Below are 14,387 nucleotides of genomic sequence, written 5' to 3'. Positions count from 1 at the left end.
ACCTCGGTGCACGGAGCGCCAAGCGTCGCGCACTTTCACCTCAAGCACGGGGCACCGCCGAGATCCGTCCGAGGGTGATTCCGGCGAGGCCGGCGAGCGACGCCGAACCGGGAGCGAAGTAGTCGCTGTGACCGCCACGTGCCTCGAAGACGCGTGCGCCGAAGGCCGGTGACACCGGATCCGTGCCGAATCCGACGCTCATGCCGAAGAAGCCGGCCTTCACGTGCGGTACGTCGGCGATCCAGTCCTCAGCGCCACGGGCAGCCCAGATCCGAGCCGACGTACGCAGGGCGGCAGCGGAGTCCGCTCCGGTGCCGGGACTGCCGAGCAGCGCGATGTCGTCCACCTCCAGACCGGGTGCGGCACGGCCGCAGACGACCGACCCGTAGGAGTGGCAGAGCAGCGCGACGTGGACGTCCTCGCCCGCGACATCCCGCAACTCCCCCACGAAGACACGCAGATGAGGTGCGGACTGCTCGGCAAGCCCGTCCGTGAGGACGTCGACGCTGACCGTGCCGGGAGTCCGGTAGCCGAGCCAGGCCACGACCGCGACGACATCACTTCCTCCAGTCTCCCGCGTGAGTTGATCCCTCAGGGTCAGGGCTCCCGCTCGAAAGCGTGTGTACGTGTCGAGGCTCGTGTCGGAACCCGGGACCAGGACCGCGATGCGGTCGGCGCGGGCGAGGTCACCGAAGACCTCGATCACCCGTCCCGGACCGCGGCCGTCGAAGGCGAGAAGACGACGGGACGGACCGGCCATGGAACGCTCCGCGGCCGCACGGTGCGTGTCCCCATGGGCAGCGGCCATACGAGAAGCCTCGGCGGCGTTGGCCCGATTGGCAGCGAAGACCTCGTCCAGGGTCGCCGCCGTGACCTGGCCGAGGACCGCGGGGTCCGGCGCCGGGATCTCCGGCCGCGCGGCAGCGGCGAGAGGGACCACCAGGGCACCCGTGATCAGTGCGGCGAGAAGACCCCGCTGCCAAGTGCCCCGGCGCCTGGTGCGCTTGCCCTGCACCCGCTCCCGGTACTCGGCGCCACCGCGTCTCCGCTGCGCTCGTTCGACTGACCGCTTCTCGAGCCCCATGGTCGATCCCCCTCCCGCCCGCCCGTTCATCGGGCCTGCCTGGAAGGGAAGTTACGGATCGTGGGACGTCGACCGCGTCACCCCGGGGAGCTCACCTGCGCGGTAGCTCTCAAGTACTACGGGTACTACGGCAGGCATGTCCGAGGCACCGGAAACAGTTCGTCATGCGACCATGCGCCGGCGACGCAACCATCAAGACGCTGCACTTTGCCCGCATGGAACGGCACTGACTGCGACGACAGCACGCACTACCTACGGGCTGTTCAGGCGCCCAGGGGCGAAATCCTGTTGTCCGGAAGCACGTTCGGCGTCTAGCGTCGGGCCTCATCGACGTGTAGCTCAGTAGCCAGAGCACCGGGCTTCTCACCCGGAGGGCGCAGGGGCGGAACCTGCCACGTCGGCGCATCGACGTGTAGCTCAGCAGCAGAGCACCGGGCTCGGGACCCGGAGGGGGCGGGGGCGGTACCCGCCACGTCGGCTTATGAACGACGACGCTGACCAGCAGCACTTCGCAGAGGCCAACCCTGCCTACGCCTCAGGCCAATTGGCCAGGGCGCTCAGCACCGCGCTCACCCACGACGACCCCGACACCCGCCGGCGCGCCGGGGAGCGACAGCGTGCGTGGCGGTCCGTCCTGGCGGGCATGGCGAACGGCCTGCTCACCATCGGCTCCCGCACACCGGTACGGGATCTGCCCGCGTGGGTGACCCCCGAGGTGCTCCGGGGCGGCTTCGCCACCGGCGCGCCGAGCGCCGGCGGCCCCATGACGCGGTACGAGACCGAGGCCGCGCGCCGCGCCGGGGTGCCGCAGGACCGCGCAGCGCTTTTCGCCTACTGGGTGTCCGAGGACGGGCTGGCACAGCTCTACGAACTCCTGGACAGCGGACGGTACGAGGTGACCGTCCCCGAGGAAGCCGCTCTGCTCACGGTGGCCTGGCTGGCCCGGGCCGGAGAGACGGACGCGGCGATCGGACTCGTCGAGGAACTCGCCCCGTTCGCCGGACGGCTGCGATTCACGCCCCGCCCCTCCACCCGCCCTGCACCCGACCCCGGCATGGTGCACCGGCGGACCGTCGCCGAGGCCGGTGAAAGCCTCGCGCGACGGCAGACCAGCGAGGCGGTGGAGACACAGCGAGAGGCACTGGCCGTCTGGCAGCCGTTCGGCGACGAACTCCTCGCCCACTGGCTGGAGACCGCCGACCCCGGAGAGCCGCTCCGGGTACTGACCCGCACCCCCGACGCCGCCTGGCACGAGCACGGCGCCGAATTGCTGCGCCGATACCGCGACTTGAGCGAACGCCACACCTACTGCACCAAGCACCGCAAGCCCAAGGCGAACCTGGGCATCATGCGCGGGGCGCTGGAGGAGGTCGCCGCCGGACGGGAACTGGACGCGCGCCGGCTCGGGTTGCTGCGGCACGCCGTCACGTCCATGGTGCGGCGGCGCGGGCTGCCCGGGTCCGCCCAGCTCACCGCACTGCGCCGGGGGCAGGCCGCGCAGGCGGCGCTGCCCTCGCACCATGCGCTGGCCCAGCTGGTGCTGCGGCGGCTCTCCGACCTCGACCAGCAGGCGGGCGTCGCCGAGGTCGCGCCGCTCGTCGCCGAGGTGAGTGAGGAGGAGGCAGGGGAAACGGGTCTGCCCGCGGGTGCGGTGATTCCCGCCGGCGTCCGGCGGCCCGTCGAGTCCGCGTTGAGCGCGCCGTTGAGCACCCTTGTGGAACGCGGGGTCGTACCCTCCGCGGAAGTGCTGGCCGAGCTCGTACCGCAACTCGTCGCCGCCACCACCGCGCAGGCCTATCCCGACCCGGCCCTGCGTACGCTGGCGGCCGCCCATCACCGGGCGTTCGCGGGCCGCCGTTCACTGCTGCTGCTCAACCTCCAGCACCAGGTGCGCGCGGAGGAACTGCCATGGGTACGGGCCGTGGCCGGGCAGCGCGAGGAGGGGGCAGCGGGTGCGGTGTCGGCCGTCGCGTTTCGGCGGCTCGGTGAGCTGGCCGTGCAGGCCTTCCCTGGCACGATCCTGCCCAATCCGCTGATCCGTGAGCTGTCCTTGCTGGCCCGCCAGGCCGAGCTGGGCGCTCCCCTGGTCGAGGAGCTGGCCGCGGACATCTTCATGGGCACGTTCAGCCCGAAGTTCCTCGCCGCGGCGCGGGTCGCGGCGGAACTGCTGGGCGGCGGCTCGCTCTACGAGCGTTACTACGCCATCGACTACCGGGCCATCCGGAACTTGGCGATCGTCGAGGCCGGCGAGACGCTTACGACGTCGTACGGGGCTCGGACCTCGCCCGGGTTCGCGAAGCTGTGCGTCGCGCGGGCGAAGGGCGGCTCGTCCGGGGCGCGGAGTGCAACCGGATCGGTGGCCGCGAACGGCAAGGTGATCGAGCAGGCGCAGATCCTCACCACGCACAATCTGGCCACCCTGGTCCACCGGGTCGGCATCGACCCGGACGTGGGCTGGGCGTACCTGGCCCGCCGTTGCTTCGTCACCGTGTGCCGCCTGACCGACCGCGTGCACGGCAACCCACGCCCTCTGAGCACCATCAAGGACGTGGCCTACGCCTGGCGCCAGATGGTGTTTTACCTGTCCCTGTGCAGCACCGGCGAGCGGGATCGCGTGCTGGCCTCGCTACCGGAGGAGCTGGCCCGGCACCCCCGCCATGTGGCGGGACGGCTGGCTCCCGCCCTCACCGGTCTGCGCCAGGTCACCGAGGGCGGCACGGCGGACGAGGGCGCCGGGCGCCTGCTCCTCGGCTGGACCACGGACGGACACTGGCTGCGTCCGGACCCGGTGTCGACGGCACGCTGAGGCCACCGGAGCGCGGGCCGCGCTTCCCGGGATGCGCGGCGCTGCCCATGCCTGGTCGGACTCACCGGTGTCGATGCGCGGACGAGTCCGACCAGACGGGCGGCCTCCACCACGGGACGGTCGCCGGCGAGCGCGGCAGCGTGCTCCGCCGCGTACGCGCCCGGCGAGTCGGGTGCAGGACCCGGCTGCGACACGGGTCTCCGCCGGCTCCGACACCCGGTGCCGGGGTGCCCCCTCCCCGGGGCTTGAGTTCGTCGGACCACAGCGCAGGTTCGGAACAAGGCTTGCACCGCCCAGCGGAGGATGTGGGTGCCGTCCGCGGCCAGGTCAACCGATCGGACCGTTTTCTCCCCTGGCGTCCAGCCAATTCACCGTCCACCCCGCTCCCCGTTCCGCCGACCGCCTCTACGGCTGCGACGACTGCCCCGACGAGGACGCGCCCGTACCTGACCGGGCGTACTCACTCCGGAGCGAGTTCCACTGTCGTCGTGACCCGAGTCAGTGCAGGCCACCGTGGCACCGAGCCGAACCCGAACCGTACGGGCGGTGCGACCTGAGCGATCGTGCCGAGGTCGGCGTCCTCGAAGACCGCCGACACCGTGCGGATCGGCCGCAGATCACGGGCTCCGTACCACTCCCTGCGGCCGCCGCCCGCGCTGCCACGCGTGCGTACACCGCGCAGCAGCGCACGCGCGGGCAGGTCGGTCAGCGCGCTCCACCCCGGACGGCGGCTGATCACACCGGGCACCGCGCGCAGCATGAGCCCCAGGGGTCCTCGCCGCCCAGTGGTGAAGCGCAGGTGGAGGGAGCCAGCGGCGACGGTCCAGGTGTCGCCCTCGGCCCTTACGTCGATGGGAACGACCTGCACGGTGTCGAAGGTGTAGGTCCCGCTGATGAAGTCCGCCGTCTCATGGGTGGGGGCCAGCAGCAGTCGTTCCCCGTCGGACCGCTCGAGCATCACGTCGCTGAAGGAGCCGAACGGCGACCGGGGCCAGTGCCCCAGCACGATGCGTGTCCCGGAGGCCGTACCGAGGCCTGCGATCCAGCCGTCGAAACGCAGCCGCGACGGCCGTCCCCCGGAGCCGAGGACGCGGTTCATAGGCGACCGGTCCCGTCGAGCCGGCCGATGAGACCTGCGGCGGTGGGCAAGGTGTCCTCCAGTTCGTCGAGTACGGCGACGACGCCTCGTGACGTCGGACGTCACCCCCAGTCATTCTCAACCGACAGGTGCGCGCGCGGCACGGCGAGATCCGTTACCCACGTCGCAACGGCACCTTCAGGGGCGGGGTTCCAGCACCTCCACGACGCCCGTCTCCGTGTCGTAGCTGCGCAGAGTGGTGAGCCGGGCCGACAGCGGCGGTGGCGGCAGCAGTTCGGGGACCCGCCGACCGGCGAAGGCACCGGCGCGCCGGGTCCGGCCGAGGGTGACGTGCGGGCTCCAACGCCCCGGGGCGTGGAAGGGATTGAGGGTCTCGGACGGGCTGTCCGAGGTCACCGCCTCCCACACCCGGCGGTGCAGAGCGGCCAGGAGGGGGTCGCAGTCCAGCGACCAAGCCAGCACCGAGGTGGGCCGCTCGAAACGGACCACGCCTGTGAAGCGCACCGACAGCGGCAGTTGGGCGGCCACCTCGGCGAGCTCCCATCGGATCGGAGCGGTCAACTCCGGGCAGGTGGCGAGGGTGAGGTGCGGGCTGTTCGTCGGTGAGCGGTGGCGCGCCTGGCTGGGCAGCCCCGCGTCCGCCAGACGCCGCCAAGCCTCCCGGACCGCCAGATCTGCCGCCTCGTCCAACAGGAGCTCGACCGTTCGCACCAGCGCAGCCTACCGGCCCGGCTGTGTTGTTCTGCCGCCCGTCGGCCGCGTCGTAAGGCACAAGGACGACAGTGCTGCGGCACGTGAGGACCACCGGCTGGGACCGACTACGCGCCAAGTGCAACGAGGCGACCTGTCAGCCTGCATTCGATCCAGGCCGGCGCAGTCCGGCGTCCGCTCATGTCGGAGCCGTACGACGTGATGTGCGTGCTGTCCGCTATGCAGTTCGTGAACCCGCACCAATGGGTGGGTGATGCCGGCACGACTGCTCAGTGACCTGGCACGGGCGAGTCGACATGGCATCACGTCAAGGAGGGCTCGGACCTCCGGTCGCTTTCCGAACGGGCAAGGCGCGGACCGGTTCGATGCAGCACCATGAAGCTGAGGGCTGCCAAGAGGCTCGCCACGGCGCAGGCGGCCCACAGAGTCGTGGGGCCAAAGTGGTCGTACGTGAATCCGCCTGCGACAGAGGCGAGTGTGGCGCCGACAGCCCAGGTCAGGGCTGCCACCCCCTGGTAGCGCCCGTGTGCCTCCTTGTCCGCAAAGCGAGCGGTGACCTCCACGCTCATCGGGCCACTGATGATCTCGCCGAGGGTCCAGAGCGAGACCGTCAGAGCGAACCACACGGCGGAGGAGGCAAAGGCCGTGAGCCCGAATCCTATGCCGATGAGGACGGCCGCGAGTGTGAGCAGGACGAACGGGGATCGGTGGGACAGCAGTTGGCCGGCCGGGACCTGTAGAAGGCAGATCAGCACCCCGTTGAGGGCGATGAGCGCTCCGCAGGATGCAGGCGCGAGGCCCGACGCCGACATCGCAAGCGGCAGAGTGACGGTCATCTGCTGAAGCACTGTGGAGATGATCGTGAACGACACGGCGCACAGAAGGAAGGGCCTGTTCGCGAGCAGACGTCCGAACCCGTGGGCCGGTGGGCCGATCGTGACGCGTCTTTTGCGTCGCGGGGCAGGGATCTTGAGCAGCAGAACCATCGCGCACAGAAGCGTGGCGCCGGCATCGGCGATGAAGAGGAGCCGGTAGCCGAACTCGGCCGCGACACCAGCGAAGAGAACCGAAGCGGCGAACCCCAGATTCATAGCCCAGTAGTTGAGTGAGAAGGCACGCACCCGGTCCCGGTGGTCCAGCAGGTCGTTCATCATCGCGTTGGTGGCAGGACGGGAGGATCCGGAGAAGAGGCCGACCAGCAACCCCGAGCTCACCAGCAGACCGTCGCCGGCACTGAGCCCGAGGAGCACGGTGCTGAGGGCCGTGGCGACATGAGACGTCAGCAGCACCCACCGGGGGCCCAGGCGGTCCGTTGCGACACCGCCGACCAGCGAACCCGCCATGCCTCCTAGGCCGACGACCGCGGAGATGAGGCCGGCGAACGCCACGGTCCTGCCTTGATAAGTGGTCAGGTAGAGCGTCAGGAAGGGAGTGACGAAGGTACCCAGACGGTTGATCAGGGTACTTGCCCACAGCCACCAGAAGGCACTCGGCAGTCCAGCGATCGCCCGGATCGTGGTGGCTCGGATCGATCTGGCCAGAGACATGAACGTCTTACTCGACGCGATCGCCGAGGCTGTCGAGCAGGGTTTCGATGCGCTTCGCTTCGGGGGCCTCCGGGCCAAGAATCTCTGAGACTTCGGGGAGCAGGTTGTGGAGAAGTTCGCGAGCCTCCGCCGTGTTGCCGGATTCAGCCGTCCACTGGGCGAATTCGATTCGGTTGCCGAGGAACACCGGGTGCTCAGGGGTCAGCACGGCCGAGACGTCGACGAGCAGCGTGCGCATCTGTTCCAGGGCGGCCCCCGGGTCGCCCAGCACTCCGGTCCAGTGGGCGATGCGCTGCCGGGTTGCGTACGGATACGAATGTGAGGCACCCAGCGTCTCGTAGAGTCTGGGCAGGATGCGCTTGAGTTCGATGAGCCCGGTGACCGGGTCCCCCGCTTCCGCCGTCCAGTGAGCAAGTTCGGAGGCAGTGATCGCGCGAAGTGGATGATCTTCAGGTGCGGTGCTCTCGACGTCACTCACGAGTTGGGCGCAGAGTTCCCTCGCCTCCTCCGTGCGCCCCATCTGTCCGGTCCAAGAGACCACGTTGGCGCGGGTGTTGAGGACGATGAGGTCGTTGTGCGGAAGCAGTCGTTCCTCGCGGCTGAGCAGATCGAGATGGCGACTCAGAGCCGCCGCGGGCTTGCCGATCACGCCCGTCCAGTAGCTCATCCGGCGGCGAGTACTCAGACATTCGAGGTCGTCAGGGCCAAGAGCCTGTTCTTGCGCTTCGAGGATCGCGGTGAGTTGGGCGACCGCTTCCCTGGGACGCCCGGAGACACCGGCCCAGTGGGCGGCCGAAACCGCAACGGAAAGAACGCGGAGATCTTCGGGGCCGAGCACATGCTCCAGCTCAGAAGCAAGTTCTCGCAGCAGCCGTAAGGCCGACTGCGGTGCTCCCGCCAGGCCGATCCACTCGGCCAGGTCACGCCGGCCAGCGAACACCGGCAGGCTACGCGCCCCGTGGCTGGCGGCAAGTTGTTCCAGCACGAGCTCCGCACGGGACACAGCCCCGCGCCAGTCACGTGCGGATACCAGCGCCGCCAGCTCCGGATCGTGATCAGTGAGGGAGTCCAGCGGAGCGTCAGCGGCCGGCCGCTGCCAGTCCTGTTCCACAGACCGTCCTCCGCCGTCTCCGCCGTTCGGACCGCGGGCCGTCAGTCCGAGATGCCTCATCAGTGGTTCAGCGGTGACCGCGAAAGCGGATGCACCAGGCGGCAGTTGGAGCTCACCGGTCAGGTCGGAGCGGACTGCTGGAAACGTACGAGTCGCGTGTTGCGGGAGGCCAAGGGTGTCGGTGACGAACTCGGCCGTCTTGAGAAGATCACCCGACGGCACGGTTTCCAGCAGCAGATCGCGCATTCCTGGCCGGTAGTCGTAGTGGGTGACGGTGTGCCGTGCAGGGTCAGGGCTCTGCCTCATGAGGCCGCCGAGCAGCACTTCCGCCAATGGCGCGGGATCGGACCGGCCGAACACGGAACGTTGCACCAAGCGCATTAGTTCGAGCGTCAGGGGGCGGATCGCAGCCAGATGGCCGGCCAGCCTCCAAGCTTCGGGTGACGCCGCTCGACGGAACAACGCCAGGTGGTCGCGTAGGTCGGCTGAATGGACAGCGGACGACGGCACGTCGTGCAGGTACCGGGGGCTTGACTCAGGGCTCACTGCGGTCACTCGGCAGGAGGTCCGGGAGCCGTCGGCCACGAGCCTGGCCCACTGTGCCAGCGCGCTCGGATGCAGTTCCACCACTGGGACGGGGATTCCACCGAACTCCGACAACTCTGGAGGCAGCCATGGATCGTCTACGCGGAAGGCGATGTTCGCTGTGCCTGGCAAAGGGCTGCTCAACACCTTCAGCTCGGTCGCGATCCGGGTGCCGTCCCAGAGCCGTCTGGGCAAGGGCTGCAAGATGGCGACCGGACAGCGCCGGGCGTAGAACCGGATGAGGGACTGGACCGCACCTGTGTGCCATCCCGCCCCGATGCCGTCCGACATGACGAGTACGGCTCCTCGCCCGTCAGGGGAACACAGCGACTGCGGGTCGACTCGTGGACTCAGGGGACGGAACGGAGCGCTGTGCAGCACAGGACCGTCCGGTCTTCTCGTGTCGAGGCCAAACGTACGGATCCGCCGGAAGGCACTTGTTCTTTCCAGGACGGCACGCATTTCGGAAGCCGTATCCTGCCACAGCCTCATGGACAACCCGTCGTCCACCACCAGTGAAACGTCCAGCCACTGTTCATGCTTCGGAAGAAACACAGCGTCGAGGACTCCGGTCTCGGCGATCAACTCGACCGTGCTCGTGTCGTCGATCTGCTCGTCGCCCTGGGCCGGCGTAGGGCGTCGGAGTTGTCTGAGTGCGCGGCCGATCGCCAGGCTCGCGGGCAGGGCTCGTTCTGCCGGAAGCCTGGTGAGGTGGCCCGTCGTGCCCGGCACGCCGTCACCGCCGGGACCGAAAACGTCGGATCCCCCGGCAAAGCCGCCCCCGTCAAGGGTAGAAACCGTCGCAGTGTCGGCGGAACCAGTCATGTGCGGAGCGGGAGAGTCACTTTCGTGTTCCTCTGCGGGACCGAGTCCTGTCTCGGGGAGACGCATGGCCAGCCAAAGGACCTCGGCCAGTTCTACAGGCGTCAAGAAGATGCCCGCGCGCGCCAGCGCGTCGTGCAGCCTATCGATCATTCGAGGGTGGGTCCCGCCTCCTCGAGCGGGCGCAGCACGGCTGCCAGGAGGCCTTCTCGTCCCAGGTCCACGCCGGTGACCCGTAGATGGACGGCGTTGAGCAACTGGTCCGTGGCCAGTGCCATCTGGCCTTGGTCCCGCCGTTCGAGGAAGGTACCGATCAGGTCTTCCGCAGCACTCAGGCCCTCCTCTCCTAGGTGCGCACGGACGATTTCCCGCAATTGGTCCCCTGTTGGTTCCTGCAGGTCCAGCCGCACGCAGCGGCGCAGGAATGGAGCGGGGAAATCACGCTCGCCGTTGCTGGTCATGACGACCACGGGGAACTCCGTGCAGCTGACGATTCCCTGCTGGACCGTGTACCTCTGCCTGCTACCCGCGAGCATGACCTGGACATCGGGACTGTCATCGGGAAGACGGACGAGTTCCGGGATTTCGAAGGAGCCCTCTTCGAAGACGACCAGGAGATCGTTGGGCAGGTCGATGTCGCCCTTGTCGATTTCGTCGATCAGGAGAACACGCGGTCTGCCGGGACGGCTGGTGGCCAGGGCGGTGCCCAGAGGGCCGAGCCTGATGTAACTGCCGACCTCCGGAGCAATCGTGCCCAGTTCCCGGGCCCGGCCAGTGTCGCGCAACCGTCCGACCGCGTCGTATTTGTAGAGGCCGTCAGCCAGTGAGGTCTTGCTGTTCACCGGCCAGCGGAGCAGGTCACCAAGTCCCAGCTCGAGCGCTATCGAGGCGGCAAGTGAGGACTTTCCGGCGCCTGGCCGGCCGGTGACGAGCAGCGGGCGTCGCAGATGCAGTGCGGCATTGACCACGTCCGCCTCCCGCGTCCCGATCCGATACCTGAGCGGCGCGCTCTTCCGGCGGGTGGTGAACGTGCGCCACGGCGGAGCGGCCGGCAACCGAGGAGGCTCTTGGCTGACCTCGCTGGTGCCGCGATACAGCCGCCAACTGTCAACGTTATCGGACATGTATCGGAACTCTCCTCACCTACAGTGACGGGTCGCTCAGCCGAAGCGTTTGCGGAACGCCGTCCGGCCGGTCCCACACTAGAGCCAACCGGGCGCCGAACTCGCCAGGCGCAGCCCTGAGCCTGGCTTCGTAGACACGTCTGGGAAGCGCATGTGGAGATAATCCCTCTGTCAGTTCGGCCAGTTCGTCGTCCTTCGAACGGCTTTCGGTGGGCCGAAGCCACAGCACGCCGGGAACTCCGACGGCCAATGCGATGACACGCAGCCGAACAAGTTCCGAAGGGGGGCAGGCGAGGGCGACCGCACAGATGGGGGTCGCGGCTCCGCGTTCCTGGATCGCGGGATCGTGGTGTGAGAGCACCGCGACTCGGCCCGAGAGCAGCGCCTGCCATCGGTAACGCAACTCGGGCAGGTAGGCGGGACGGCGGAGTTCGGGGCACCTCAGCACGCAGAGAAAATCCTGTCCCAGCACGGCCGGAAAGATGTCGTCGGCCTGGTAGATCCATTGGTCGAAAGGGAGGTCGAGTTCGCTCGGGGGTACGAAACACTCGATGACCGGCAGCGCACCAGGCGCGCTCTGCGCCGCGAGGGTCTCGAGTACAGCGGCGAGCTCCTCCAGCAGCGTCCTCAACGGTACTGGCCGGTCCTGTGTCCGATGGTGCGTCACCGAGCCGTCGGCGTCGCTCACGTACAGGACGAAGCTGAAGGTCTCGGTGTCGGCGACTCGCCAGAGCTGAAGCTGCACCAGGGGTGCAGCCGTGACCGCGGCCTCCACGGACTCCATGGCCTGGGCGCGGTATTCTCGCAGGTTCTCGGCGAGACCAAGACGGCGGGACAAGGAATCGTTCCAGGCGTACAAGGCGTGTCTCGTGTCCGCGTCAGCCGTGTACGCTGCGGCGAACTCGATGACCCGCAGCAGATGAGGCACTTTCCCGCGGTGTGACCGGTAACGCTCCAGCAGGATCACAGCGTCAGGCCAGTCCAGCGCCGCCAGGGACGGCCCGAGCGCAAGAGCCCTCGCCGCCGTCCCTTGCGGGCTGGGTACGGAGCCGGACAGGAGGTGGAGCAGTTCCCGATGCTCGGAGGCCGTCAGAAACTGGTTCTGAGTGGTGTGCAGCGCCGTCGTCCGGATCCAACGCCGGTCGTCTTCCGTCCCGGCGAACGCGTCCAGTAAGGCCAGCAGTGTGGGAACACCCCGCGGCGAGGAGAGCGCGGTCCGGGCGAACCACTCGTAGGGCGCACCGAGCGGTGCCGGGCCCCCGGCCGGCCCCAGCTCCCCTGTGAGCCGTTCCGCGCACTCGATGCGGCTGGCGGCCGAAGGCAGGCAGGCTCGGAGGGGGCCAAGGAGCTGCTGAGTGATCGCGGCGCGGCGGGGGTCTTGCTTGAGGACCGCGGGCGCGAGCCCGTCTGCTTCCGTTCTGTCTGCCGCAAACAGGGAAGCGACGTTCCAAATGGGTACGGCGAAGGCTCGCTCACCGCGCCTGCTCACCACCAGACCGACGACTCGCTGCTGTTCGCGGTCCCACAGCGGAGAGCCGCTGTAGCCCTCGACGATCGACTGCGCCGATGCCGGGCAGTCGAGCACGATCCACTTGTCCGTGACGCCTTGGGCCACAGCAGCGACGATGGTGCTTGGCGCGCCGCTGCCAAACCACGCGTAGTTGACGCTGCCGACCCGGCATTGTCCGATGTCCGGCGGCGTGTGCGGAAGCGTGGACCCCGCTTGGAGTCGTAACAACGCGAGATCGCCGAACCATTCGACGTCCCCTTCCTGCGCCGGTCTTCCATCGCCGCGTCGGGCGGGAAGCCACCCCGCCAGGGCTGCCTCGTAGCACTGGTCCACCGAGCCCCCGGGCAGCGCCACCGATACTCCCTCGACCACTTCGCCGGATTCGGCCGGCCGCTCCTGGCAGAACGAGGGACGGCCGAGAATCTGGTTGATCACATGCGCGCAGGTCAACACGTGGTCGGGCGTGACAAGGACGCCTCCGCCGACTGCCCGGGGAGCGTCGTTCCTGTAGAGCGCCGCGTGCGCGGATTTGACCGCACGGTCCAGGTCATCCATGCCGCTACCCGGCCGACGGTCCCAGCTTCCACGTGGCACGCACGACGACGACCGCCTCTCCTTGGGTACACGTGATGCCGAGTTTGAGGTCCTGTGACAACTTGACGCCCAGTTCTATCGACACGTCGTCGGGTGGGCGCAGCGAGGAGGTCACTGCCTGGTGCACGGAGTCCAGTACCGAGCCGAGCGGACGCAATACGTCGCTGAGTGCCTGGCCTGCGGCTGCGGCGACTCGCTGACCACGGCCCACCGGGACAACGGATCCTGCATCGTCGGGCAGGTCCGGATCACTGACTGGTACCGGGCCAGGGGCGAACACTTCCACCAGCACGCCTGTACCGTCTGCGAGCTGCAACTCGACTAATTGTGGCATCCGTTCATCGTGGCACAGACTGTACTGGCACGCATCGGAGCAAACCCGGACACCGTGCAGGCATTCGCCGCATGGTCGGCTTGCGCACGCTGACGCGTGGCTCCGGGTATCGGCATGCAGGCGAAGCAATCGTCGGTGCGCCGGGCGAGGCGATTCAATACAGCATCCGCAAGGCGCCCGGGAGTACGCGTGCGGTGACCGGGAGGACGGCGTCGACCTCGCCGTCGGCGCCGTAGGGCACCTCGCGGTCCGCCTCGATGCGGATCTCCCGGCCCTGGAGGACGCGCACTTGAGGTCGCCGGACATGGGTGCCCGCGGAGAGCTCGTTCATCAGGGCGAAGAACAGCCGGCGCGGCGCTTCCCGGATCAGCACCACGTCGAGCAGTCCGTCGTCGACGCGCGCGCCGGGGGCGATCATGCGACCGGAGCCGTAGTAAGGCGAGTTGGCGGCCACGACGGTGTAGCCGCGGTGGGTGTGCTCCTCGCCGTCGACGGTGACCCGGTAGGTGGCCGCTCGCCAAGTCGCCACGGCGCGCAGGCCGCCCGCGTAGTAGGAGGCCGCGCCGCGCAGCAGCTTGGCCTCGTTGGCGTGGCGGTTGGCGAGTGCGTCGACGCCCGCGTAGACGCTGCCGAGGACGGCTGTGCGCGGGTGGACGGCCGACTCCACCTCGATGGTGTCCACCGCCCGCGGTGGGGCGTGCAGCAGGATGCGGGCCAACTCCGCCGGTTTGGAGGGGAGTTCGAGGGCCCGCGCGAAGTCGTTGCCGCGGCCGGCGGGGACGAGGCCGAACAGGACGTCGGTGCCGCTGAGGGCTCCGCCGATGCCGCCCGCGATGCCGTCGCCGCCCACGGCCAGGACGACGCGCTGCCGCGCGCCCGCTGCTCGGGCGAGGTCCTGGGCGTGGGTCAGGCTGCGGCTGTACTCGGTCTCCAGCTCGGCCCCCGCCTCCCGGAGCAGCCTGGCCACCTGCAGCAGCGCGGCGGCCGAAGTGGATCCGCCCGCACTGGGGTTGACGATGGCGGTGAACTGTCGCATCGGTGGGCCTCCGGGACGCGGGGT

Annotated in this window: 10 protein-coding genes and 2 tRNA genes; 3 read left to right on the top strand and 9 right to left on the bottom strand. The window is 69.0% G+C overall.

Going from position 1 to position 14,387, the window contains the following annotated elements; all coding sequences use genetic code 11:
• Window positions 1-40: 40 nt before the first annotated feature.
• A complete protein-coding gene (locus tag ACFYQQ_RS32295; protein ID WP_356175119.1) occupies window positions 41-1,084 on the bottom strand; it encodes an alpha/beta hydrolase in 1,044 nt (347 codons plus the stop codon).
• A gap of 328 nt (window positions 1,085-1,412) precedes the next feature.
• On the opposite strand from ACFYQQ_RS32295, the gene ACFYQQ_RS32290 reads away from it, so the two are divergent.
• The 3 genes from ACFYQQ_RS32290 (at window position 1,413) to ACFYQQ_RS32280 (ending at window position 3,890) form a co-directional block, all read left to right on the top strand.
• A tRNA-Arg gene (locus ACFYQQ_RS32290) sits at window positions 1,413-1,485 on the top strand.
• A gap of 5 nt (window positions 1,486-1,490) precedes the next feature.
• Window positions 1,491-1,562: transfer RNA gene (locus ACFYQQ_RS32285), tRNA-Pro, on the top strand.
• Window positions 1,563-1,565: 3 nt separating this feature from the next.
• Complete coding sequence (locus ACFYQQ_RS32280) at window positions 1,566-3,890, top strand: hypothetical protein (RefSeq protein WP_356175116.1); 2,325 nt, start codon at window positions 1,566-1,568, stop codon at window positions 3,888-3,890.
• Window positions 3,891-4,350: 460 nt separating this feature from the next.
• On the opposite strand, the gene ACFYQQ_RS32275 is transcribed toward ACFYQQ_RS32280, so the two are convergent.
• The 8 genes from ACFYQQ_RS32275 to ACFYQQ_RS32240 form a co-directional block, all read right to left on the bottom strand.
• Entirely contained in the window at window positions 4,351-4,989 is a 639-nt protein-coding gene (locus tag ACFYQQ_RS32275) for a hypothetical protein (protein WP_355792934.1), read from the bottom strand.
• A 177-nt stretch (window positions 4,990-5,166) separates the two neighbouring features.
• On the bottom strand, window positions 5,167-5,700 hold the full coding sequence (locus ACFYQQ_RS32270; RefSeq protein WP_355792936.1) for a 2'-5' RNA ligase family protein: 534 nt from the start codon (window positions 5,698-5,700) through the stop codon (window positions 5,167-5,169).
• A gap of 302 nt (window positions 5,701-6,002) precedes the next feature.
• Window positions 6,003-7,247 carry an MFS transporter gene (locus ACFYQQ_RS32265; protein WP_355792938.1) on the bottom strand — a complete coding sequence of 415 codons (1,245 nt, stop codon included), beginning with the start codon at window positions 7,245-7,247 and terminating at the stop codon, window positions 6,003-6,005.
• Between the two features lie 7 nt (window positions 7,248-7,254).
• Window positions 7,255-9,918, bottom strand: coding sequence for an SAV_2336 N-terminal domain-related protein (locus tag ACFYQQ_RS32260; protein WP_356244429.1), 2,664 nt, complete (start codon window positions 9,916-9,918; stop codon window positions 7,255-7,257).
• Window positions 9,915-10,889: a MoxR family ATPase gene (locus ACFYQQ_RS32255; RefSeq protein ID WP_355788666.1), complete on the bottom strand. Its 975-nt coding sequence runs from the start codon at window positions 10,887-10,889 to the stop codon at window positions 9,915-9,917. Before ACFYQQ_RS32255 ends, ACFYQQ_RS32260 begins: the two co-directional genes overlap by 4 nt.
• Before the next feature lie 19 nt (window positions 10,890-10,908).
• On the bottom strand, window positions 10,909-12,954 hold the full coding sequence (locus ACFYQQ_RS32250) for a trypsin-like peptidase domain-containing protein (RefSeq protein ID WP_388906157.1): 2,046 nt from the start codon (window positions 12,952-12,954) through the stop codon (window positions 10,909-10,911).
• A gap of 4 nt (window positions 12,955-12,958) precedes the next feature.
• On the bottom strand, window positions 12,959-13,285 hold the full coding sequence (locus ACFYQQ_RS32245; RefSeq protein ID WP_355793310.1) for a CU044_2847 family protein: 327 nt from the start codon (window positions 13,283-13,285) through the stop codon (window positions 12,959-12,961).
• A 196-nt stretch (window positions 13,286-13,481) separates the two neighbouring features.
• Window positions 13,482-14,363 carry a YegS/Rv2252/BmrU family lipid kinase gene (locus ACFYQQ_RS32240; protein ID WP_356244435.1) on the bottom strand — a complete coding sequence of 294 codons (882 nt, stop codon included), beginning with the start codon at window positions 14,361-14,363 and terminating at the stop codon, window positions 13,482-13,484.
• Window positions 14,364-14,387: the final 24 nt, after the last annotated feature.

This window comes from Streptomyces sp. NPDC005496, from assembly GCF_042872045.1.
Classification (GTDB): domain Bacteria; phylum Actinomycetota; class Actinomycetes; order Streptomycetales; family Streptomycetaceae; genus Streptomyces.
The sequence above is the reverse complement of the archived record's forward strand: the minus strand, read 5'-3'. Positions and strand labels throughout refer to the sequence as shown.

Bases quoted from the DNA above. Each gene is read 5' to 3' on its own strand.
- ACFYQQ_RS32295 (WP_356175119.1), bottom strand. From the start codon at position 1,084: ATGGGGCTCGAGAAGCGGTCAGTCGAACGAGCGCAGCGGAGACGCGGT.
- ACFYQQ_RS32280 (WP_356175116.1), top strand. From the start codon at position 1,566: ATGAACGACGACGCTGACCAGCAGCACTTCGCAGAGGCCAACCCTGCC.
- ACFYQQ_RS32275 (WP_355792934.1), bottom strand. From the start codon at position 4,989: ATGAACCGCGTCCTCGGCTCCGGGGGACGGCCGTCGCGGCTGCGTTTC.
- ACFYQQ_RS32265 (WP_355792938.1), bottom strand. From the start codon at position 7,247: ATGTCTCTGGCCAGATCGATCCGAGCCACCACGATCCGGGCGATCGCT.
- ACFYQQ_RS32250 (WP_388906157.1), bottom strand. From the start codon at position 12,954: ATGGATGACCTGGACCGTGCGGTCAAATCCGCGCACGCGGCGCTCTAC.
- ACFYQQ_RS32240 (WP_356244435.1), bottom strand. From the start codon at position 14,363: ATGCGACAGTTCACCGCCATCGTCAACCCCAGTGCGGGCGGATCCACT.
- ACFYQQ_RS32255 (WP_355788666.1), bottom strand. From the start codon at position 10,889: ATGTCCGATAACGTTGACAGTTGGCGGCTGTATCGCGGCACCAGCGAG.
- ACFYQQ_RS32260 (WP_356244429.1), bottom strand. From the start codon at position 9,918: ATGATCGATAGGCTGCACGACGCGCTGGCGCGCGCGGGCATCTTCTTG.